This window comes from Weissella koreensis KACC 15510, from assembly GCF_000219805.1.
Classification (GTDB): Bacteria; Bacillota; Bacilli; order Lactobacillales; family Lactobacillaceae; genus Weissella; species Weissella koreensis.
The window spans coordinates 401,275-421,767 of the sequence record NC_015759.1 but is presented as its reverse complement, the minus strand read 5'-3'; the positions used below and the strand labels follow the sequence as shown (position 1 = coordinate 421,767).

At 36.1% G+C, this 20,493-nt stretch carries 25 protein-coding genes; 21 read left to right on the top strand and 4 right to left on the bottom strand.

Annotated elements, in window-relative coordinates:
* On the top strand, positions 1 to 390 hold the full coding sequence (locus tag WKK_RS02060) for a MerR family transcriptional regulator (protein WP_013989293.1): 390 nt from the start codon (positions 1 to 3) through the stop codon (positions 388 to 390).
* Positions 391 to 493: 103 nt separating this feature from the next.
* Here the strand turns inward: WKK_RS02060 and WKK_RS02055 are convergent, their stop codons facing one another.
* Positions 494 to 1,456, bottom strand: a complete 963-nt coding sequence (locus WKK_RS02055; RefSeq protein WP_013989292.1) for a helix-turn-helix transcriptional regulator — start codon at positions 1,454 to 1,456, stop codon at positions 494 to 496.
* 355 nt (positions 1,457 to 1,811) lie between these two features.
* On the opposite strand from WKK_RS02055, the gene WKK_RS02050 reads away from it, so the two are divergent.
* The 6 genes from WKK_RS02050 to WKK_RS02025 all read left to right on the top strand — a co-directional run bounded on the left by WKK_RS02050 (position 1,812) and on the right by WKK_RS02025 (position 6,566).
* Positions 1,812 to 2,123 carry a hypothetical protein gene (locus WKK_RS02050; RefSeq protein ID WP_148235961.1) on the top strand — a complete coding sequence of 104 codons (312 nt, stop codon included), beginning with the start codon at positions 1,812 to 1,814 and terminating at the stop codon, positions 2,121 to 2,123.
* Entirely contained in the window at positions 2,116 to 2,613 is a 498-nt protein-coding gene (locus WKK_RS02045; RefSeq protein ID WP_013989290.1) for a hypothetical protein, read from the top strand. The genes WKK_RS02050 and WKK_RS02045 overlap by 8 nt, the downstream gene beginning before the upstream one ends.
* 17 nt (positions 2,614 to 2,630) lie before the next feature.
* A complete protein-coding gene (locus tag WKK_RS02040) occupies positions 2,631 to 3,362 on the top strand; it encodes an SHOCT domain-containing protein (protein WP_013989289.1) in 732 nt (243 codons plus the stop codon).
* A 29-nt stretch (positions 3,363 to 3,391) separates the two neighbouring features.
* The gene (locus WKK_RS02035) at positions 3,392 to 4,189 is read left to right on the top strand and encodes an SHOCT domain-containing protein (protein ID WP_013989288.1); all 798 of its coding nucleotides are present in this window, start codon (positions 3,392 to 3,394) and stop codon (positions 4,187 to 4,189) included.
* Positions 4,190 to 4,454: 265 nt separating this feature from the next.
* Complete coding sequence (gene map, locus WKK_RS02030) at positions 4,455 to 5,243, top strand: type I methionyl aminopeptidase (RefSeq protein WP_013989287.1); 789 nt, start codon at positions 4,455 to 4,457, stop codon at positions 5,241 to 5,243.
* Between the two features lie 192 nt (positions 5,244 to 5,435).
* Positions 5,436 to 6,566 carry a glycerate kinase family protein gene (locus tag WKK_RS02025; RefSeq protein WP_013989286.1) on the top strand — a complete coding sequence of 377 codons (1,131 nt, stop codon included), beginning with the start codon at positions 5,436 to 5,438 and terminating at the stop codon, positions 6,564 to 6,566.
* A 220-nt stretch (positions 6,567 to 6,786) separates the two neighbouring features.
* Here WKK_RS02025 and WKK_RS02020 read toward each other — a convergent pair whose 3' ends face one another.
* Positions 6,787 to 7,548 (bottom strand): (S)-acetoin forming diacetyl reductase, encoded by a 762-nt coding sequence (locus WKK_RS02020; RefSeq protein ID WP_013989285.1) that lies wholly within the window; start codon positions 7,546 to 7,548, stop codon positions 6,787 to 6,789.
* A 236-nt stretch (positions 7,549 to 7,784) separates the two neighbouring features.
* On the opposite strand from WKK_RS02020, the gene WKK_RS02015 reads away from it, so the two are divergent.
* A complete protein-coding gene (locus WKK_RS02015; RefSeq protein ID WP_013989284.1) occupies positions 7,785 to 8,717 on the top strand; it encodes a nitronate monooxygenase in 933 nt (310 codons plus the stop codon).
* Positions 8,718 to 8,796: 79 nt separating this feature from the next.
* The gene (locus WKK_RS02010; RefSeq protein ID WP_006845845.1) at positions 8,797 to 9,966 is read left to right on the top strand and encodes a DUF2075 domain-containing protein; all 1,170 of its coding nucleotides are present in this window, start codon (positions 8,797 to 8,799) and stop codon (positions 9,964 to 9,966) included.
* Positions 9,967 to 10,155: 189 nt separating this feature from the next.
* Here WKK_RS02010 and WKK_RS02005 read toward each other — a convergent pair whose 3' ends face one another.
* Positions 10,156 to 10,587: a Fur family transcriptional regulator gene (locus tag WKK_RS02005; protein ID WP_013989283.1), complete on the bottom strand. Its 432-nt coding sequence runs from the start codon at positions 10,585 to 10,587 to the stop codon at positions 10,156 to 10,158.
* 263 nt (positions 10,588 to 10,850) lie between these two features.
* Here WKK_RS02005 and WKK_RS02000 point away from each other — a divergent pair, with 263 nt between their 5' ends.
* The 3 genes from WKK_RS02000 to WKK_RS01990 are packed head-to-tail and all read left to right on the top strand — an operon-like array spanning position 10,851 to position 12,478.
* On the top strand, positions 10,851 to 11,189 hold the full coding sequence (locus WKK_RS02000; RefSeq protein WP_006845843.1) for a PadR family transcriptional regulator: 339 nt from the start codon (positions 10,851 to 10,853) through the stop codon (positions 11,187 to 11,189).
* Entirely contained in the window at positions 11,186 to 12,262 is a 1,077-nt protein-coding gene (locus tag WKK_RS01995) for a DUF4097 family beta strand repeat-containing protein (protein WP_013989282.1), read from the top strand. The genes WKK_RS02000 and WKK_RS01995 overlap by 4 nt, the downstream gene beginning before the upstream one ends.
* 15 nt (positions 12,263 to 12,277) lie before the next feature.
* On the top strand, positions 12,278 to 12,478 hold the full coding sequence (locus WKK_RS01990) for a PspC domain-containing protein (protein ID WP_006845841.1): 201 nt from the start codon (positions 12,278 to 12,280) through the stop codon (positions 12,476 to 12,478).
* Between the two features lie 107 nt (positions 12,479 to 12,585).
* Here WKK_RS01990 and WKK_RS01985 read toward each other — a convergent pair whose 3' ends face one another.
* Positions 12,586 to 13,158 (bottom strand): LURP-one-related/scramblase family protein, encoded by a 573-nt coding sequence (locus tag WKK_RS01985; RefSeq protein WP_013989281.1) that lies wholly within the window; start codon positions 13,156 to 13,158, stop codon positions 12,586 to 12,588.
* Between the two features lie 37 nt (positions 13,159 to 13,195).
* Here WKK_RS01985 and WKK_RS07300 point away from each other — a divergent pair, with 37 nt between their 5' ends.
* The 9 genes from WKK_RS07300 (at position 13,196) to cdaA (ending at position 20,492) form a co-directional block, all read left to right on the top strand.
* Entirely contained in the window at positions 13,196 to 13,330 is a 135-nt protein-coding gene (locus tag WKK_RS07300; RefSeq protein ID WP_013989280.1) for a hypothetical protein, read from the top strand.
* Between the two features lie 6 nt (positions 13,331 to 13,336).
* Positions 13,337 to 13,885, top strand: coding sequence for a uracil-DNA glycosylase (locus WKK_RS01980; RefSeq protein WP_423219058.1), 549 nt, complete (start codon positions 13,337 to 13,339; stop codon positions 13,883 to 13,885).
* Positions 13,886 to 13,995: 110 nt separating this feature from the next.
* The gene (gene pta, locus WKK_RS01975) at positions 13,996 to 14,979 is read left to right on the top strand and encodes a phosphate acetyltransferase (RefSeq protein WP_013989278.1); all 984 of its coding nucleotides are present in this window, start codon (positions 13,996 to 13,998) and stop codon (positions 14,977 to 14,979) included.
* Between the two features lie 166 nt (positions 14,980 to 15,145).
* Positions 15,146 to 15,613, top strand: coding sequence for a tRNA (adenosine(37)-N6)-threonylcarbamoyltransferase complex ATPase subunit type 1 TsaE (gene tsaE, locus WKK_RS01970; RefSeq protein WP_013989277.1), 468 nt, complete (start codon positions 15,146 to 15,148; stop codon positions 15,611 to 15,613).
* A 1-nt stretch (position 15,614) separates the two neighbouring features.
* A complete protein-coding gene (locus WKK_RS01965; protein WP_013989276.1) occupies positions 15,615 to 16,118 on the top strand; it encodes a GNAT family N-acetyltransferase in 504 nt (167 codons plus the stop codon).
* A 2-nt stretch (positions 16,119 to 16,120) separates the two neighbouring features.
* Positions 16,121 to 16,654, top strand: coding sequence for a 3'-5' exonuclease (locus WKK_RS01960; RefSeq protein WP_013989275.1), 534 nt, complete (start codon positions 16,121 to 16,123; stop codon positions 16,652 to 16,654).
* A gap of 11 nt (positions 16,655 to 16,665) precedes the next feature.
* Positions 16,666 to 17,556, top strand: coding sequence for a UDP-N-acetylmuramate dehydrogenase (gene murB / locus WKK_RS01955; RefSeq protein ID WP_006845834.1), 891 nt, complete (start codon positions 16,666 to 16,668; stop codon positions 17,554 to 17,556).
* Between the two features lie 38 nt (positions 17,557 to 17,594).
* On the top strand, positions 17,595 to 19,655 hold the full coding sequence (locus tag WKK_RS01950) for a Na+/H+ antiporter (RefSeq protein WP_013989274.1): 2,061 nt from the start codon (positions 17,595 to 17,597) through the stop codon (positions 19,653 to 19,655).
* A gap of 12 nt (positions 19,656 to 19,667) precedes the next feature.
* Positions 19,668 to 20,492: a diadenylate cyclase CdaA gene (gene cdaA, locus WKK_RS01945; RefSeq protein ID WP_006845832.1), complete on the top strand. Its 825-nt coding sequence runs from the start codon at positions 19,668 to 19,670 to the stop codon at positions 20,490 to 20,492.
* Position 20,493: the final 1 nt, after the last annotated feature.

Sequence of the window (20,493 nt, the reverse complement as noted above, 5' to 3'; positions counted from 1 at the left end):
ATGAACGTTAGTGAAGCAAGTAAAAAAACCGGAGTTTCAACAGATACTATTAGATATTATGAAAAAGAAGGATTAATTCCTTTGATTGATCGAAACGAATCAGGTAATCGTGAAATTGATGAAAAAATTATTCGTCGAATTACTTTTGCTAAACAAATGCGAGCTGCGGGGATGTCAATTAAAGCCCTGAAACAATATATTAATTTAGTTGATGATTCGGAAGATAATACGGTTAGCCAAAAACAGCTTTTACATGAACAGGTAGAGGCGATGGAAGAACGTCGTGATGATATCCAGTTTGCGATCAATCATTTGAATTATAAACTAGAACATTATGATGATCATATGAGGGCTACTGAAGCTGAATTACATGAATTAGAACGCAAGTAAAATACACATTAATTTAATTAAATAGATAAAAAGGAGCCTATTTTTAGGCTCCTTTTTTATCTTAAAATAATAATTTTAACGAAATTGAATTAATTTAACTTAGTTATTTATATAAATTCAAAATAGCTGAAGTATCTTCGAGAATTTCTTTTACTAAACTTTGAGGGTATGTAATTTTGATGTTTTTACCTTGGCTCAAAGCCCACATTTTAAAACCATTTTTATTGATTTCATGTATTTTGAATTTATTAGCAGCTCCTCCTAATTTTATTTTAGACATTGGAAATTTATCTAAAACAACTTCCGGATTTCCATAATATTCAAATTCAACATGAATCAGACTGCCAATTTGCATTAAATTGTTATTTTGTCTAATTTTACCCTCTTCTAATCGTTGACGGTGTGGGAAATCAATGTGTTCTTGAATGGGGTTAGTATTTTTAAAACGATCTAATCGATACTGAGCATCACGTGCAGGATGATGCTCAGTTGCATGAAAATGAATGATAGCATAAAAGTAATATGTATCAAAAATAAGACCTGTCGGTAGACCTGAGAGTTGGCGTATTTCATTTTTGGAATTCTTATAACTAAATTTAATAGTTGTCTGATCTTTAATCCATTGAGAAAAGAGCCAAATTAAATCGAGAAGTGATTTTTGATGTGTGACTGGTGAATATAGACTTAATTCATTTTTAATGGTTTTAGAGACTACCTGTTGAATGTTTAAATCGGCTTGATCTAATAGGCTATCAATAATCAAATGAATTTCTTCATCATTAAAGGCCCTAGTAGCTAAAATTGTTTTAATTAAAGTAATGATAATTTTAGGATCCAGCTGGTTTGATGTAGAAAGTTGGTAAGCAACATGGTTATCCAGTTTTATTGTTTTAAGCTCAGCTGGGAAATTAATGGTTGAAATAGCTTCATTAATATCACTAACATCACGCTGGACGGAGCGGGTTGAGATTTGATTTTGATCTTGCCAGTCAGCTTGTTTAATAGTATTACCCATGATAAGTTGGAGCATCAATTGAAGGGGACGATTAATTTTATTTTTACTCATCTTGAAATAGTCCTTTCATGTTAATTGAATAAGAGACAAAGTATGTCGCTAATTTATTATAATATAATTATATATCTTTTTAAGATACATCCTTCTTAGGGAAACATAATATCATGTTAAACCAAAAAAGCCCCGAACTTTTTAAAAGTTAGGGCTTTTTTGATATTTTATAAAATTATTGAAATAAATATAGTTACACGACAATATATGGCGTACTATCTTGCTAAACTTAAGTTATTCGATTAAGAAAAACAAATGCAGTTGTTGATAAAAAATGTATTAACTAGTGCATTAGCAAAGTTTTAGGAGGTTTAGTAAATTAGATATGTTCAATAAAAAACAATTGGATAAGGATATGAATGAGATAGACGAAACGTTATTAAACGATGCATATTTTCAGATTTATGTATTTCTGGATAAAGACAAAGATAAATTATTGAAATTTGTTGACAAGTTTGGAGAGCAACAAATCAATTTCCCAGTACATCTGTATGACCGGGAGAAGGTGGTAACTTATCTATCTAATAAATTGGCTAATAATCAGGAAATCGATGTAGCATTTGAAAGCCGATTATTGGGCTATAGTAAGCGCTGGGTTAATACAATTTTACGTGAGTATCAGAAATCTAAAATTCAGGATGAGCAGAATGGTAAGGAAGATGAATAGTACGAAAAAAACATTTTTATTATTTATTATATTGTTGGGAATTGGAGGAACTACCTATTATATTACTCAGATTAAACCCATGCAGGATTTTGTTAAATCGGAAGGGCAATTAGGAGAAGATACTCAAAACAAAGCTAATCAGGCTGCACCTGCAATGTTTGTTATTGCTAGTACAGCTTTGAACAATAAAAACGATCGTAGTGTCGATGTTGAAAATTATTTGGATAGTTTGATTGAAGGTGAACATTCAACGATTGAATATAGTATTTCAAAAGATCAACATAGCTGGGACTTTATTTTCAATAAGAAGGCTAAGCTGATTGCTGCTTATGATGATGAACTAAAAAAATGGAAATTTGAGCTAATTGATCTTGAAAGTAATGAAAAAATTAATGGTCAAAGTTACAGTATGGCTGAAGTGACCGAAGGATATAAGACACTATCAAAACAGGGGAAAATTAATCCACAATTTACATTTATAGAGAAATAAAATAGGAGAATGAGGAAATGAATGAAAAACAATTGGCAGCATTAAAAAATTTGAAGGAATTATTGGATGATGGAATTCTGACCGCAGATGAATTTTCAGCACAAAAGAAAGAAATTATCGAGGGCTCAAAGAAATCTGATTCTGGAATTGTTAATTCAGTCCACAGCTCGGCTGATAAGTTAATGGATAATAAAACTATTCAAGGTACCAAAGATAATATTAATAAAATAATGAAAAGTGATAAGGTAAAAAATACTAGTAAGAAGGTTGGCGAATTAGTAGATAAAATTCCGCTTAATAAAGATACCAAATCGAAATTAACTGGAAGTACAGGTCAAAATATTATTAAGGGAATTGTTGGTGTCATTGTATTAGTAATAGTAATTGTAGGATTTAATTTTATTCATAATGCACCAACCCGTAAGCAGACTAAATTAGCCGAATCTTATCTAGCAGATGGAAAATACGGGGATGCTCAGAAAGCATATCAAAAATTACAAGAAATGCATCCCAATGACACTACTGAAAAGGAATATTCACAAGTTTCAAAGTTAGCTGAAATTACAATTGATATTAATAATGGTAATTTTGCGTATGATAATGGGTCTTTTGATACACCAACCGATGCAGCAATGAAGAAATTGAATGCGATTAAAGGTGATCCAGCGTCCGAAGAAATTAAAACACAAACGGAAAATACCATTAAGACGCTTCAGGATCAGGCTGATAATGGAACCAATGAATATTAATTTTTTGATAATTTAGTAGGAGTATGAAAATGGATGATTCAAAAATACAACGTTTGAAAGAATTACAGGATCTATATCAATCAGACGCTTTAACTCAGAATGAATTTGAAAAGATGAAGGCTGAAATATTATCGGAAGATTTAAAAACAACGGATCCTTTATCAAAGCGAATGGTGGAGGCTAAGAAAGTTGTACCAACTAAACAAATACAGAAACGTTCTAAAAAATCACATAAAATTCGGAATATTGGTTTATTGATAATTTTAATAGGATTAGTTAGTGCAGGTGGATACGCTTATTTGAACCAACAAGATGATGTCAAAAAAAGTTCAAGTGTAATACATCAGAAAAGTGCATCAACGAGTAAAGCGGCAACTAGGTCGAAAACTAAAGTTAAAAGTAAGCCAAGGGAAAACAACAGAGAAGAAAGCCATGAAACATCGTCTTCAAGTAGCCAGTCAAGTAAATTTGCTCAAGATGATGACGCAGTTGAAATGTTTCATAGTCTAGACCAGAAGCAACAATTAGGCGCTATGTATTCATTTGCGGCTTTAAAAGATCAATCAGATACTAGTTGGTCTGATTCTAGTATTATTAGTGCTGATTTAAATACTGAACAGCAGATTATTTTGTCGCCGGTTCCAGGGGATGCAAGGATTGTATTGATAGATAATTATGACGAAACATTTGATTATGAGATTTATCATGTTGATTCGGTGGTTGATAAGGGAACTGTTAGTACAACGCAGTTAAATTCAATTGCACAGAATGATACACAGATTAATACTTGGGCATCATCTATTAGAATGAAGGATGCTGATGAATAATCTAGATTATATATATTAATTTGTCTTATCTAAAAGGACTTTTCTTGATTGGAAAGTCCTTTTTCTACAAGCAAAATTATTTTTAATAAAATAAATTTAATTAAGCTACCAGTCTTGATAAGATACTGTATCATGTAATATAAGATCAATAAGCTTGATGCACTTATTATTTTAAAAAGAGTGGTTAAAAACAATTAATATATCCAGTAAAAGAATATATTATACGAAATAGTCCAAAAGATGAAGATATAAGTAGGGGAATAAAATGATAACGTTAAAATCAAAACGAGAAATGTTGGCCATGGAGAAGGCAGGGGCCATTATTGCTGGTATGTATCAAGGCTTAAAAAAAATAATTAAGCCTGGTATTTCAACTTGGGATATTGAAGAATTTGGTCGTGATTATATTGAAAGCCATGGTGCAAGAGCAGCACAAATTGGTTTTGAAGGTTTTCAATATGCAACAACTGTTTCGGTAAATGCGGAAGTAGCTCATGCTTTTCCACGGAAAAATTTATTTTTAAAAGATGGTGATTTAGTTAAGGTTGATACTGTTGTAGAATTAAATGGAGCCTATTCTGATTCAGCTTGGAGTTATGCAGTTGGTAATGTTAGTCCAGAGGTTCAAAAATTGATGGATGTGACCTTTAAGGCCATGTATTTGGGAATTGACCAAGCTCAAGTTGGGAATCGCTTGGGTGATATTGGGGCAGTCATGAATCATTATATAGAGGACGAAAATGGCTACGGAAATGTTATTGATTATGCTGGGCATGGAATTAGACCAACTATGCATGAAGAACCAACAGTGCTACATGATGGGGTCGCTGGTCGAGGATTAAGATTACAACCGGGAATGACGATTACCATTGAGCCGATGGTTAATTTGGGAAGTTGGGAAGTCGAAACATCTGCAGAAGATGGTTGGACCGTTCGCACAATTGATGGTTCATGGTCTGCTCAATATGAACACGTGGTTGCTATTACTGAAGATGGTCCTAAAATTTTAACTTCACAGGATCCAGACTTTGATGCTAAATATCTGTTGAAGTAAAGAAAGCTAAATTAAAAATAAACAAAATAAGTCCCCATTTTAATAATGGAGGCTTTTTATTATTTTAAAATGATGAATATTTTAATTTAGTGGAACTTGTGTCTATCTTTTATTAATCTTTTTGGTCAAAAAGATAATTTTAGCCCATAATATTAATTATAAGAATAATAATTTAATAGATGAGGTATAGAAATGAAATTTATAATTGCTCCTGATTCATTTAAAGGTAGTTTGACAGCGCAAGATGCTGCTAGGGCGATTCAACGTGGACTAGGGAAAGTTTTTCCGGATGCTGATTATACATTAGTTTCCATGGCCGATGGTGGTGAAGGAACGGTACAAACGCTTGTTGACGCTACTGATGGTCAATTGATTGAAGCAACCGTTTTGAACTCATTGGAAGTTCCGGTTAAGGCGACGTATGGAATTCTTGGTGACGGAAAAACAGCTGTGATTGAAATGGCCGCTGCTTCAGGTTTACAGTGGGTCAATACGGAAACTATGAATCCCTTGATTACGACCACATATGGAACTGGTCAATTGATAAAGGATGCTTTGGATCATGATGTGCGTCGTTTTATCATTGGATTAGGTGGCTCAGCAACAAATGATGGTGGCGTGGGGATGGCTGAAGCATTAGGAGTACGCTTTTTAGACCATCAAAATCAACCCTTAGCTCGAGGGGGAGCTGATTTAATCAATTTACAGTCTATTGATATGACTAACTTAGATCCTCGTTTAGCGGGTTCAGAAATCTTACTTGCTGCAGATGTTACTAATCCTTTAATTGGGGACAATGGTGCTTCTGCGGTCTTTGGTCCACAAAAAGGCGCCACACCAGCGATGGTTGCTCAATTGGATGAAGCGTTGAAAAACTATGCTCATATTTTAGAAATGAAACTTCAAATTAAGATAGCTAATGTGGCAGGGGCTGGAGCTGCTGGGGGATTAGGAGCTGGCTTCTTGGCCTTTACCCCAGCTCAAATTCGTTCCGGAATTGATTTAGTAATTGATGCCGTGGATTTGGCGAATAAGGCTCAAGGTGCCGACTATGCTTTTGTGGGTGAAGGATCAATTGATTTCCAGACACAGTTTGGTAAAGCACCAATGGGCGCCACAAAGGTGGTGAAAAAAGTAGCACCTGAGGCCAAAGTCATTGGTTTAGCTGGTTTTGTTGGTCAGGGGAGTGAGGCGTTGTATGATTTGGGAATGGATGCCATTTTCAGTATTGTACCGGGGGCTGTTCCGCTTGAATCAGCTTTAGCAGAGAGTGTTAAAAATTTGGAGCGAACGGCTGAAAATATCGCTCGTTTGATTAAATAAAGATTAATGAAACGGAATTGCTTAGCTAGGATTTCGTTTTTTATTTTGTGGCAAAGGTTCAAGTATAATATTTCGTAAGTGAAATTTTCTCAACAGCGGTAAGCTACTTTTACATTGAAGGCTTTTGATAACGATTAACAGCTTTTGATAAAGCAAAATAAAAAACATCTACCAGATTGAATTAACCAGTAGATGCTTTGTTTTAAATTTATTTATGATTTTAATGGAATTGCATCCCACCATCGACAATAATAGTTTGACCAGTGATGTAATCTGAATCCGGTCCAGATAAGAATGAAACAACATTTGCTACATCTGAAGGCTCTGATAAGCGCTTCAATGCGATATCTTTAGCGAATTGCTGCATTCCCCACTCATCATCTTTACCTGCATTTTGGCCAACTGCGTGAGCAATGTCAAACATCATAGGCGTTTTAACAATTCCAGGAGCGTAGGCGTTGACAGTAATGTGTTCCTCTGCCAAATCACGAGCAGTTACTTGAGTGATACCTCGAACCGCAAACTTAGTTCCAGAATAAAGGGCCAATTCAGGATTACCAACAACTCCAGCTTGTGAAGTAGCATTGATAATCTTTCCACCATGGCCTAGTTCTTTAAAAGCCTGATGTGCGGCTTGAGTTCCCCAGAGGACGCCACCAACGTTGACGCCATAAACTTGCTTGAATTGTTCCTCAGTAATCGTATCAATTGGAGTAGTAGGTCCTAAACCGGCGTTATTTACCAAAACATTTAAATCACCAAATTTTTCAACCGTATCCTTGATTGCTCTAAACATGTCATCACGTTTAGAAACATCGGCTTGAAGCGCAATGGCGTTTTCCCCAAGCTCGTTTTCCGCTGTTTGAGCTGCATCAATTTTATAATCAACCAAGGCGACTTTAAAGTCATCTTGATAGAGACGTTTTGCAATAGCAAGTCCAATTCCTTGGGCCGCACCAGTAACAATCGCAACTTTTGACATAAAAATACACTCCTTTACTATATGAAAGATCCGTAACTTATGAACACCTATAATTTTACGCTTGTTTTGATAAATATACCAATAATTAGTCACATAACATAAATGGTAAGTAGTTATAACGGATTTAGATATATTGTTATACTTTTCACTTTGTTATAAAATACTCAGAGTATAATTTATGATTAAAGGTAAAATATTATGTTAGATCATGACTCATTAGAAAAGAGGATAGGTGCATGACACAGTTAACAGAAATTTTAGGAATTAAATATCCACTAATTCAAGGATCAATGGCTCGAATTTCTACACATGAATTAGTGATTGCCGTTGCCAATGCTGGTGGCCTGGGAGTTTTAACTTCAGTGGGGATGAATCCTGAAGGTTTACGGTCTGAAATCCGCCAGATTAAGGCTGAAACCGATCAACCTTTTGCGGTGAATTTGATGTTAATGATGGACAATATTACTGATTTAGTTAAGGTCATTATTGAAGAAAAAGTTCCAATTGTCATGACTGGGGCTGGGACTCCAAAACTTTATATGCCAGCATTATTGGCCGCAGGTATTAAAGTGATCCCTGTCATTCCATCAGTTAAAGTAGCACAAAAGATGGAAGCACTTGGTGCGGTGGCAGTTGTAGCTGAAGGTATGGAATCTGGTGGACACATTGGATCTACTACCACTATGGCTTTGGTCCCTCAAGTAGCTTCAGCGGTAAAAATTCCAGTGATTGCAGCAGGTGGAATTGGGGACGGTCGTGGTGTAGCTGCTGCATTTGCTCTTGGTGCACAGGGAGTGCAAGTTGGAACACTTTTCTTAACGGCGGATGAAACACCGATTTCGGAGGCTTTCAAGTTGGCAATCATTAACGCCAATGATACATCAACGACAGTGACGGGCCAACGAGCGGGGGCTCCCGTTCGATCGTTAAAAAATCCGATGATTGAAAAATATATAGCTCTAGAGGCAGATGGAGCCACGTGGGATGAATTAGAAAAATTAGTTTTACATTCTTTATCTAAAGCGGCTTTTGATGGTGATATGGAAAATGGTTCGATTATGGCTGGTGAAATTGCGGGGTTAATTAAAACACGCCGGCCAGTGAAACAAATTATTGAAGATTTGTTTCAAGAGGCCCATCGAGTTATCCAAAATTTAGAAAGGAACTAGATCATTTTGTTTAGTTTTTTAATGAAAGCAAGCTTTAAAATTATGCTAAAATATAGACTAGATTAGGGGTAATAAATCAATGAATAAAATATTAAAAGCACAATTTTTTGTAGATGATCTTTCAGAAGATCAGAAAAACGTTATTACAAATATTAATGATTATATTAAGCAAGGATTGGATCAGAATTTACATTCAGTCGCTGTAATTCAAGGTGCTGCAGGAACTGGAAAGTCTGTAGTCTTGATGGAACTTGTTCGTCAGTATATGACGGATCAGCGTTATAAGACTGCTTTAGTAGTTAATCATCCGGAATTGTATAAAGCTTATCAGGATTTGGGTGAATCAATTCCAAATATGAATGTCAAATCAATTCGGCGGCCAACCGCATTGATTAATGATGCCCAAAAAAATCATAAAAAATATGACATCATTTTTGTGGATGAAGCACATCTACTATATTCAAAATCAGAACCATATGCTCATTATCGAGGTGAGAACCAATTAACTGATTTAATGAATTTAGCGAAGGTTGTCGTTGTTGTGTACGATTTTGCTCAAGTTTTCCAATCAAAAATGTATTGGGATCAAGAACTATTATTTAAAACGATTGGTAACCATCCATATAAGATGTTTGATATGAATTTTCAATACAGAATGGTAGCGAGTGATAAACAAGTTGCCTGGATGGATGATTTAACGGCTCAAAAGCCACTAACATCATTTCCTAATAATAGTGATTTTGAATTTAAAATGTTCAACACCGCTGGTGGACTATTTGAAGAAATCAAAAGTAAGAATAAAGAAGTTGGGATGAGTCGAGTAGTTGCAACTTCAGGCTTTCCACGTATTGATGGACGACACAATGTTGAGATGGATACCTTTAGTTTGCCTTGGGACGAGTGGGATCCTCAACGAACACATTGGGCCAAACGCGAAGGTTCAATCACACAAGTAGGGACTATTTATACCTTACAAGGCTTTGATTTGAATTATGTTGGTATGATTATTGGACCTTCCTTTGGTTATGATCCTGAGACTGATTCAATGACGATTATCCCAGAGAAATATTCACATAAGGAAATCTTTAAGAAGCGCAAAGATCGCCAATTTAGTAAGGAAGAGTATCAAGACTTTATTGCAAATGTCTTGAACGTTTTGATGAAACGTGGAAAATATGGCCTTTATTTGACGGCTTATGATGATGATCTACGCGCTCGCTTGATGGAGCTTAATCAAGGCGAAAGTTAATTTTAGAATAGCTTTGATGGACATCTAAAAATAATTATGGTTGATGCTAACATCCAATAGTTAAGAGCTCTTAAATTAGGGGCTCTTTTTTGTTAGATTAAATCAATCTGATCAATAAAAAAAGACTAGGATGTTTCCTAGCCTTTAAAATTGCAATGAGATACCTAGATTCAATTTTGAGAATTATTATTAGTTATTTTCAGTGAGACCTAATAATTTTTGACAATCTTCACACAGACCAATAAATTCCAAACTGGTTTGCTCAATTAAAAAATTGCTAGCTTCATGAGCTAGATTGGGGAAACTATGCAGATCAATATTAGAACCGTCAACAATTTTACCGCAATTTCGACATAAAACATGGTAGTGAGGGTGACCAAAATAATCATAATGCTTTCTACCATCTTGATTATTATCAATTACATAAACTAATTTGCTACTGATTAATATCTCTAAAGTGTTATAAACAGTGGTTAAATTCATTTTTAAGCTTTTAGCAATTATATCTGCGCTGGGATGAATTCGATGATGAATGAGATAATCCAAAATATTCAGACGTTGGGTTGTTTTTTTTATTCCTTGGTTTTGTAAAACTGTTAAGGCGTGCTCTAATTCACTCATGAGTAAAACCGTTCCTCCTTGGATTAAACGAACGCTACTTCAGACAGATTACATCTAAGCAGGTCGGGGATTTTTACACTTATTAATAATAAGCTAATTATACCATGCTCAAACGAGCGAGGGTGGTGATTACGCTTGTATAGTTTCGTTAAGCTATAAATATTTTATTTCTATAATTAAATCTAAACAATTGATAGTTGCAAATTACTTTGACACAAATAGTAGTGCGTGATATAGTAATTTATATAGTGAGGTAATGTTAAATGGAGAATGAGTTATCAAAAGATTTAATTCGTGGTCATACTGATGCGATCGTTTTAAATCGTTTACAACAAGGTGATTCTTATGGTTATCGGATAGCCCACGATATTGCCGAACTAACTAATCAAGAATATGTATTAAATGAAGCAACTCTCTATTCGGTTTTTCGTCGATTAGGTAAGGCTGGGCTGGTTGATAGCTATTATGGAAATGAGACTCAGGGCGCCCGACGAAAGTACTATACTTTAACGGATGCTGGCAAAGATCGATTAAAAGCTGAGAAAACGGCGTGGGCGTTTGCTAAAAAAACGATTGATGAATTAATGGGGGAAAGCCTATGAATCAAGAATTAGAACAAAAGATTAATGGGATTTTTGCTGATTATGAAATGATTTTACCTTTACAAGAATTTAAACAAGAAGTCTTGGCTGATGCTAATGAAGCTTTAAGAGATTACCGGATTGCTCACCCACAAATTGCAGAAGATAAAGCAATTGAACATGTGATGCAGGATTTGGGTGACTTGACGCCAATCATTGAAATGATTAATGGTGAACAAAATAAAAATCTCCCTAGTGTTTTAAAAACTGGTAATGAATATGAAGAAATTAATGTCAATGTATTCGCAGGGCAGGTTTTTATTGTCGCAGGGCAAGGGTCGACTCCTAAGGTAGAACAAGTTTTTAATCATGAACATCCTGAGTTAGCCGTAAAAATTGATGATCGTCTAAAGAGTTATAATATAACTACACCTCGTTTATCAGGGTGGGGACTGTTTAGTATTTTTAAGGAAACAACGCGTAGTCGCTTTAGGAATGTAATCAAAATTGAATTACCCATGGCTTATCAAGGTGACCTAAATTTGAAACTCAATGCTGGTGAAGTTTTTATCACTGATCTAGCCTTAGAACAACATTTAAATTTGACGGTTTCAGCCGGCGTGTTACATGTGAATCGTGTACATAGTCAAGATGTACGGCTGGATCTGCGTGCAGGAAAAGCTAATTTAAAAGATGTCACTGTTAATAAGATTTTGCAAGGATCAGTGTCGGCTGGTGAATTAACTTTGCGTCAGGTTTATGCCGATTTCAAAATGAATATTGCTGCAGGAAATGTCAATGGTGTTGATGTTAGTGGTAGTGGAGACTTTGATGTGAATGCTGGGAACCTATCCTTAGAATGGGATCAAGTTTTAGATGATCTTGATTTTGGAACTGCTTTGGGAAATATTAATGTTCGCTTTAAGCCGGAAACCAGTTATTATTTGAATGGGCATACCACAATGGGGTCTATTCGAATTTTACGAGATCATCAAGTTCAAATGGGCTCAGATAATTTAAAAGCCCAAGTTGGTGAAAAACCAACCTTTAATGTGATTGCCCAAACCTCGTTTGGCAATATTGTCATCAAATAAAAAGGAGCATGGAGTATGAAACAAAGAATTTATCGTTCAAATCAAGACCGAGTTTTAGCTGGAATATTGGGGGGTGTAGCTGAGTACTTTGGCTGGAACCCTCAAATTTTACGAATTATCTACTTGCTGTTGATAATTTTCACGGGATTCTTCCCATTTGGGATTTTATACCTATTGCTTTTGTTAGTAATTCCTCAATCCCCTTATCAAAATTAATTTGATATGTACGAATGTATAAAATAAATAAAGAGGTCAAGAATATGTCTTGGCCTCTTTTTGTTTTTTTAATTAATAAGCTTTCTTCATTACAAAATAAAATTAGCTTAACGCCGACGAATCTTTGTTTGATAATTATTTTTAAATTGAGGGTTGAAGGCAGGATTGAATGATCTTTGATGATAGTTTAATTTGAATTTTTGTGGCAAGCTCAAAGGAAGAATTGTTTGTTGATAACGGTCTAAAAAGGCAGTCAATAAAACCAAGAGCGCTTGATCGGATGTTTGGTGGATATCCATTTGTAGTTGCTTTTTATTATTTAAATATCCATGTAATAAGAGTTTTTTACCATGGAAAATAAAATATTCTCGTTTTTTAGGATGAGCTAAAACAATCCAATTAATTCGTTGAATATATATAATTTCATGCATTGGTAATGCTAAACCAAATGAACCAATTTTTTTCTGACCAGCCTGAATTTTAAAGCGTGGGATTATTCCGGTAGACGCTTGTTTAATCTCCGCTAGAAACATGTTTTTATTATCATTAATTTGAAGTTGATAATAATATTTATGAAGTTGTCCGCGTAAAAAATAAAATATTTGACCAGTTTGATCAGTGACCCAACTAGAACCATATTGTTGAGTAGCTTGAGTTTGATGTAAAATTAGATGAATCATATATGCCCCCCCTTTGGAGATAGAAAGCGAGATTAAAATGTCAAATTTAGATGCCCTACAAAGAACCGATTGGTGGGAACCTTTAAATCAAAAACTAGATCTTAAATATTGGGCGGATTTGGATGCCTTTATTGAAGAGGTTTATAAGAATGAGACCGTTTATCCAGCCTGAGATCAAATTTTTAATGCTTTTACCCTGACTTCCTTAGCCAATACTAAAGTGATTCTTATCGGTCAAGACCCTTATCCAAATGCAGGTCAAGCTATGGGTCTTAGTTTTTCGGTTCCCGCTGAGCAAGGCTTACCGAAATCATTGATTAATATTTATAAAGAATTAACAAATGATTTATCACAACCAGCCCCGAAGAATGGTGATTTAACGGCTTGGGCTAAGCAAGGGGTTCTGCTTTTAAATACGATTTTAACAGTTCCTGCTGGAAAACGAAATGGGCATGCAAATTTAATTTGGGAACGGTTAACTAATGCAGTGATTACTGTGATTAATGAAAGAAATCAGCCGTTAGTGTATTTATTGTGGGGTAAGCAGGCCGCTCAAAAAGTAGATTTCATTAATAATTCGAACCATTTAATTTTAACGGCACCGCATCCAAGCCCATTATCCGCTTATCGGGGCTTCTTTGGTAGCCGACCATTTTCACAAATCAATCGATATTTGATTGATCATCAGACGCAACCTATTGATTGGAGCCAACAAACTATGCATTAAAAACTTGGTGCAAAGTTTCACTTGTCAAAACACTTCATTATTTGCGATAATAGGAATGTAAACGTGCTCATCACAATTTATAGATAATGTTAAATAAAAAGGAGTCAATCATGGAACTTTTTGAACAATTAGCTGATAAGGTACGAGATCAACATCAAACTTTAGTTTTCCCTGAGGGAGAGGATGTTCGCATTCAAGGTGCTGCTGTTCGACTTTTGGCTGATCATTTGGTTCAACCAATTTTATTGGGAAATCGCAAAGAAATTGAGACAGTTGCGCAAGCCGAGAAATTTGATTTAACAGGGATTGAGATTATTGATCCTGCTGAATATCCAGAGGCTGAGCACGAAGCAATGGTAAATGCTTTAGTTGAACGTCGAAATGGTAAAACTGATGCAGCTACTGCAACAAAATGGTTGAAGGACGTTAATTATTTTGGAACTATGTTGGTCTATTTGCATAAGGCCGACGGAATGGTTTCAGGAGCCGCACATCCAACAGGTGATACGGTTCGACCAGCATTGCAAATCATTAAAACTATGCCTGGTTCAAAGCGTATTTCTGGCTCATTTGTAATGCAAAAGGGTGACGAACGTTACATTTTCGCTGATGCAGCCATCAATATTGACTTAGATGCGCAAACTATGGCCGAGATTGCAATTCAATCTGCTCGAACAGCTCAAGTCTTTGGGATTGACCCTAAGGTAGCTATGTTATCATTTTCAACAAAGGGTTCAGCTGCAGCACCACAAGTTAATAAAGTGGTAGAAGCCACTGAAATTGCACATTCAATGGATCCCGATTTAGCTTTAGATGGAGAATTACAATTTGATGCAGCCTTCGTTGAGAGCGTGGCTGCTTCGAAAGCACCTGATTCAAAGGTAGCTGGGCATGCTAATGTCTTTGTATTCCCTGATTTACAATCAGGAAATATTGGTTACAAAATTGCTCAACGCTTGGGTGGATTTGAAGCTGTTGGGCCTATCTTGCAAGGCTTGGCTGCTCCTGTTTCTGATCTCTCACGAGGAGCTAATGAAGAAGATGTTTATAAGACGGCTATTATTACAGCCGCACAAGCTGTTGAAAATCGTTAGGCTTTAGTTGAACAAAAGATAAACTATTAGAACGATTTGATTCAAGCGTCTATAAAGACTGGGATTTTTTATTCCAGCCTTTTTTAATACCAATGCAAAGACTTGGTTGCATCAAGTTTTTGGCTGGGAGCAGACCAATATCTTTAAAAATGATATAATTACCATTATGAAAAGAATTGTAAAAACGGTTGAAGAGACCCAAGCATTGGCTGGAGAACTAGCTAAAAAAATTAAAGCAGGAACCATTATTCTATTGAAAGGTGATTTAGGAGCGGGTAAAACAACTTTTACCCAAGGATTTGCGCGTGCTCTCGGAATTAAGCGCCCTTTAAAAAGCCCGACTTTTACCTTAGTACGTGAATATGAGACTGTTGAATTTCCACTCTATCATTTTGACGTTTATCGGTTAGGTGAAGAGGGTGGGGCGGATGAATTAGGATTGGAAGAATATTTCCGCCCAGACAGTGTCGTTTTGATTGAATGGGCAGAATACATTCAAGACCTTTTGCCCGAGGACGTAATTCAAGTTGAACTAAAAAGGTTGACTGATGATGAAAGCGGAGATCTACGAAACGTTGAGATTAGTAGTCCTAATTCACGATTAGCAGCCATGATTCAAGACATGGAAGATTAAAATGGAATTATATATTCGTGGGGCACAACCAGAGGATGCTCAAGCAATTATTGATTTATTATTGAAATTACAAGAAGAGTCAACCACTTTTGAGGTGATTGAACATTTAGATACTGTTAGTCCTGATCAATTGGCAAATAGTTTGTCGGAAATTCAAGTTTCCACGGATGCATTAATGTTGGTAGTTGTTGATGAACAAGATCATTTATATGGTATTTTAACAGCCTTACCAAATAAAGAATTAACTACTGAAATCGGAGTTGCAATTTTAAATCAAGTTCAAGGTTTAGGCCTTGGAAAAGCATTAATGGAAACAGTCTTAGACTGGTTCTTTAATTTTAGTTCTAGTCAACAACTTTTCTTGTCTGTTCAGGTGCAAAATTCACGGGCGCGTCATCTCTATGAGAAAATGAATTTTAAATACATCGAAGATTCTAATCAAAAGATTGTGAATGCGCATGGTGAATTAGTAGAAACTATTGATATGATTTTAGAAGGAAAATAATTATGAATTTTATTGCCATGGATTTTGAAACGGCAAATGCCAAAAGATATAGTGCCGTGTCAATTGCGGTGGTGGTAGTCCGTGATGATCAAGTTGTGAATGAGTTTTATTCTTTACTAAAACCACCGACTGATTTTAGTCAGCAAAACATTAACATCCATGGGATTCATCCGCAAGATGTAGCAGATGCTCCTCAATTCCCATTAGTGTGGCAGAAAATACAGCAATTTTATACTGGTGAACAATTAGTAGTTGCCCATAACGCGGCGTTTGATAACAGTGTTTTAAAAGCAACTTTGGAATATTATCACTTACCTACACCACATTATTTGTCACTTGATACGGTTAAAACGTCACGTCGGTTGTACCCACAACTAACTAATCATAAATTAAATACTGTGGCCGAAGCATTGGAAATTCCATTGCATCACCATCACCACGCCTTAGACGATACTTTGGCGGCAGCACAAATCTTATTGAAACAATCTCAAGAATTTGGGGTTGATCCACTTAAGAGTTTAGTAAAAGTAATTTAGGAGGACAAGATATGAGTGTTAATTTACAAGCTAAGTTTCCTGGATTTGATATTAAAAGCCAAGAAAAGCTAGCTAACTATACGAACACCCAAGTTGGAGGACCCGCTGAGTGGGCGTTTTGGCCCCATCATGTTCAAGAATTAATGAATGTCTTGGAATTTGCCCATAGTGAAAATTTGCCCATCACGGTTCTAGGCAATGCCTCTAATTTAGTAATTGGGGATGCTGGCTTAAAAGGAATTGTCATTTTTTTAAGTCATTTGAATAAAATTGAGGTAACTGATCAATTGATTAAAGCCGGAGCAGGAGCGGCCCTTATTGATGTTACTCAGGCTGCCTTAGAGGCCAATTTGTCCGGAATCGAGTGGGCCGCTGGCATTCCGGGTTCTGTCGGCGGGGCAGTTTACATGAACGCTGGAGCTTATGGTGGCGAGTCAGCTGATTGGATTAGTTCGATTACTGTCCTAACTCCCGACAATGAAATTAAAGTTTATCAACAAGCTGAACTTGAATTTGGTTATCGACATAGCCTGGTTCAAAGAACAGGGGATGTGATCCTAGATGCAACTTTCCAATTAAAGCCAGGCGAATTTAAGTCGATTGAGATGTTGATGGAAGATTTCAATACAAGACGTGCCTTGCGGCAACCCTTAGAATATCCCTCATGTGGGTCAACTTTTAAGCGCCCTGAAGGATACTATGCGGGACGTTTAATTATGGATGCTGGATTACAAGGCTTTACCATTGGTGGAGCGCAAGTTTCAACCAAACATGCTGGGTTCATTGTTAATGTCAATCAAGCAACGGCAGATGACTATATTGGGGTTATCCGCCACGTTCAAGAGGTAGTAGCACAAAAATTTGAAGTGCAACTTGAAACTGAAGTTCGAATCTTAAACTGAGCATAGTATTTTTCACACCATACTAGAAAGGAGCTGCCATGGAATTAATTGAAACTGGAGTTGCCTTACTGGGAATTGTCTTAATAAGTAACCTAATTTCACATCTTTTACCTAAATTACCAGTTAGTTTAATTGAAATTGCCTTGGGGTTAATTGTTGCAGTAGGTTTCAATGTACAAATTAACTTAGATACTAGTTGGTTTTTGTTATTATTCATTGCACCATTATTGTATTCTGATGCTTGGCGGTTTCCAAAACGAGAACTATGGGCCTTAAGAGGACCGATTTTTGGAAATGCCATTATCTTAGTGATCTTAACAACGGTGTTGGGTGGGTTCTTGATTTACACGTTTGTACCGGAATTATCCTTACCGGTTTCTTTTGCCTTAGCGGCAATCTTGTCACCTACGGATCCAGTTGCGGTTCAAGCCATTGCTAAAAGCGTGAAGTTACCTAGCAAAATTTTACATTTGGTTTCTGGAGAAAGTTTAATTAATGATGCAAGTGGGTTGGTTGCCTTTAAATTTGCTTTAGCAGCAGCGGTAACTGGAACGTTCTCACCTTGGCAAGCGACCACGGAGTTTTTATATACGGCTTTAGTGGGGGCTTTGATTGGGGCGATTATTATATCGTTAATTAATTTGATTTTAGATTTTATTGGTAGTCGTGGCATTCACGATGTCGTCTTCGTCGTTGTACTTCAACTATTTAGTCCTTTTATAATTTATTTGATTGCGGAACATTTCCATACTTCTGGTGTTATTGCGGTAGTAGTGGGCGCTGTTATTTCAAATTTGCATACCAAGAATAATGTAAATTATACCGGTGAATTACACGTAGTTGGTTTACAAACTTGGGATGTCTTAGGTTATTTATTTAATGGAGCAATCTTTGTGCTCCTTGGAGTTGAATTACCAGTTGCAATGAGTGACTTTGCTGATAATACAGGAAGGCTTGCACTTCCCATGGTATTTTTGTATGCAGTATTAACTTGGCTCATTATTTTTGGAATTCGAGTTATATGGACCTATGGAAATCAGTATTGGCGATTTTACCGACATAAAGAAGAATCACCAACATGGAAGACGGCAGTTATTTCAGGATTAAGTGGGGTTCGTGGGGCCGTTACAATGGCTGGTATTTTATCAGTTCCGCTTGTCTTATCGGACGGTCACACTCCGTTCCCAGCTCGGGGATTAATGCTGTTTATTTCTGCAACGGTTATTATTATTTCATTGTTAGCGGCGATTATATTGCTACCGTTGGTTTCAAGACCAACTCAAAAACAAGCTAAAAAAGCTAAAAAAGTCGCTCAACACATGTCTGAACCACGTGCGCAGGTTTATATCTTGCAGTCGGCGATGCGTATGCTGGAACAACAATATCGTGAAGAAAACGCAGCATTAATATATGAAATTGTTTTGAATTATCAACATCAAATTCGCCAATTACAGTTGGAAAACATGAACAGTGAAGCCTTAAATCCAATTTTGGAATCAGAAGTTCGTTTGCGAAAAATTGCCTTAGAAGCTGAATTAACTCCTTTGAAACAGTTATTGAAGGCACATACCATTTCGGAGTTTGTCTACAATAATGAGATTCAACGGATTGAACGTTTGGAAAATAATTTAAATTATATTGTGCAAAAGCCAGGTCAAGTTCAATACTTACAACGAATTAAATATTGGTCTCGAATGGCTTGGCGTGCAATCAAAATTTGGTTGACGAATGAAGAAAATCAACAAATTCGCGATGAAGCTGATTTAGCACGAACTGCGAGTTGCGAAGCTGCGATTAAGGCTTTAGAAATACAACTCGAAACAATGAATGATAGACAGATGAAACGTGAATATCAAACGGCACATAACTTAATTATTTCATATCGTAATCGAATTAGAAAAGCTCGTCAGTCAACGGAACAACTGGAAAAAAGTGAACAATTGATGCGTTTGAATTTGGAATTAGCTGGTTTAAAGGCACAAAGAGAAGCCATCCAACATCTCTTTGCGGCACACTTTATTTCATTGGAAACGGATGTTAAGTTACGTCAAGGTGTTAACTATTCTGAGACCGCACTACTTATGAATGAAACAAGATAGGGGGAATTTTGCATGAATTGGGTGGCATCTTTAACGAGTATTAATTTTGTCCGCGTAATTGATATTATTTTAGTTTGGTTTATTATTTATCAATTGATGCGGTTAATGCAAGGAACTAAAGCTATTACATTGATCCGTGGAGTCGCCATTGTAATCGTGGTTAAATTAGTGGCTGTTTATGTTGGCTTGACGGTGATTTCATGGTTAACTGACCAATTAATCAATTGGGGAGTCATCATGTTAGTCATTGTCTTCCAACCTGAAATTCGACGAGGCTTGGAACATTTAGGACGATCACAAATTTTTAAGAAACAAAATCATCAAGTTGGGGAAAAATTAGTTGAACAACTTGATGAAGCTGTACAATATATGGCAAAACGTAAGATTGGTGCTTTAATTACCATTGAAATGGAAACGGGACTGGAGGAATACATCGAAACTGGAATCAAAATTGATGCCTCTGTTTCAGGTGCATTGTTGATTAATACCTTCATTCCCAATACTCCTCTACATGATGGAGCCGTGATTATTAAAGACGAACGGCTAGCGGTTGCAGCAGCGTACTTACCATTGTCAGATAATACGACCATTCCTAAGTCATTAGGAACTAGGCATCGTGCTGGTGTAGGTATCTCTGAAGTGACCGATGCATTAACGATCATTGTTTCTGAAGAGACGGGGGGGATTACATTAACGCGTAATTCAGAGTTGATGCAAGATCTAACGCACGATGATTTTATTAAATACTTAACGGTAAATTTGGTAAATCAAGAAGGTAAGAAAGATTGGATCAAAAATCTCTTTTTCATGAATTGGTTTAAAAGAGGGGAGAATTAAG

Bases quoted from the DNA above. Each gene is read 5' to 3' on its own strand.
- WKK_RS02060 (WP_013989293.1), top strand. From the start codon at position 1: ATGAACGTTAGTGAAGCAAGTAAAAAAACCGGAGTTTCAACAGATACT.
- WKK_RS02055 (WP_013989292.1), bottom strand. From the start codon at position 1,456: ATGAGTAAAAATAAAATTAATCGTCCCCTTCAATTGATGCTCCAACTT.
- WKK_RS02050 (WP_148235961.1), top strand. From the start codon at position 1,812: ATGAATGAGATAGACGAAACGTTATTAAACGATGCATATTTTCAGATT.
- WKK_RS02045 (WP_013989290.1), top strand. From the start codon at position 2,116: ATGAATAGTACGAAAAAAACATTTTTATTATTTATTATATTGTTGGGA.
- WKK_RS02040 (WP_013989289.1), top strand. From the start codon at position 2,631: ATGAATGAAAAACAATTGGCAGCATTAAAAAATTTGAAGGAATTATTG.
- WKK_RS02035 (WP_013989288.1), top strand. From the start codon at position 3,392: ATGGATGATTCAAAAATACAACGTTTGAAAGAATTACAGGATCTATAT.
- map (WP_013989287.1), top strand. From the start codon at position 4,455: ATGATAACGTTAAAATCAAAACGAGAAATGTTGGCCATGGAGAAGGCA.
- WKK_RS02025 (WP_013989286.1), top strand. From the start codon at position 5,436: ATGAAATTTATAATTGCTCCTGATTCATTTAAAGGTAGTTTGACAGCG.
- WKK_RS02020 (WP_013989285.1), bottom strand. From the start codon at position 7,548: ATGTCAAAAGTTGCGATTGTTACTGGTGCGGCCCAAGGAATTGGACTT.
- WKK_RS02015 (WP_013989284.1), top strand. From the start codon at position 7,785: ATGACACAGTTAACAGAAATTTTAGGAATTAAATATCCACTAATTCAA.
- WKK_RS02010 (WP_006845845.1), top strand. From the start codon at position 8,797: ATGAATAAAATATTAAAAGCACAATTTTTTGTAGATGATCTTTCAGAA.
- WKK_RS02005 (WP_013989283.1), bottom strand. From the start codon at position 10,587: ATGAGTGAATTAGAGCACGCCTTAACAGTTTTACAAAACCAAGGAATA.
- WKK_RS02000 (WP_006845843.1), top strand. From the start codon at position 10,851: ATGGAGAATGAGTTATCAAAAGATTTAATTCGTGGTCATACTGATGCG.
- WKK_RS01995 (WP_013989282.1), top strand. From the start codon at position 11,186: ATGAATCAAGAATTAGAACAAAAGATTAATGGGATTTTTGCTGATTAT.
- WKK_RS01990 (WP_006845841.1), top strand. From the start codon at position 12,278: ATGAAACAAAGAATTTATCGTTCAAATCAAGACCGAGTTTTAGCTGGA.
- WKK_RS01985 (WP_013989281.1), bottom strand. From the start codon at position 13,158: ATGATTCATCTAATTTTACATCAAACTCAAGCTACTCAACAATATGGT.
- WKK_RS07300 (WP_013989280.1), top strand. From the start codon at position 13,196: ATGTCAAATTTAGATGCCCTACAAAGAACCGATTGGTGGGAACCTTTA.
- pta (WP_013989278.1), top strand. From the start codon at position 13,996: ATGGAACTTTTTGAACAATTAGCTGATAAGGTACGAGATCAACATCAA.
- tsaE (WP_013989277.1), top strand. From the start codon at position 15,146: ATGAAAAGAATTGTAAAAACGGTTGAAGAGACCCAAGCATTGGCTGGA.
- WKK_RS01965 (WP_013989276.1), top strand. From the start codon at position 15,615: ATGGAATTATATATTCGTGGGGCACAACCAGAGGATGCTCAAGCAATT.
- WKK_RS01960 (WP_013989275.1), top strand. From the start codon at position 16,121: ATGAATTTTATTGCCATGGATTTTGAAACGGCAAATGCCAAAAGATAT.
- murB (WP_006845834.1), top strand. From the start codon at position 16,666: ATGAGTGTTAATTTACAAGCTAAGTTTCCTGGATTTGATATTAAAAGC.
- WKK_RS01950 (WP_013989274.1), top strand. From the start codon at position 17,595: ATGGAATTAATTGAAACTGGAGTTGCCTTACTGGGAATTGTCTTAATA.
- cdaA (WP_006845832.1), top strand. From the start codon at position 19,668: ATGAATTGGGTGGCATCTTTAACGAGTATTAATTTTGTCCGCGTAATT.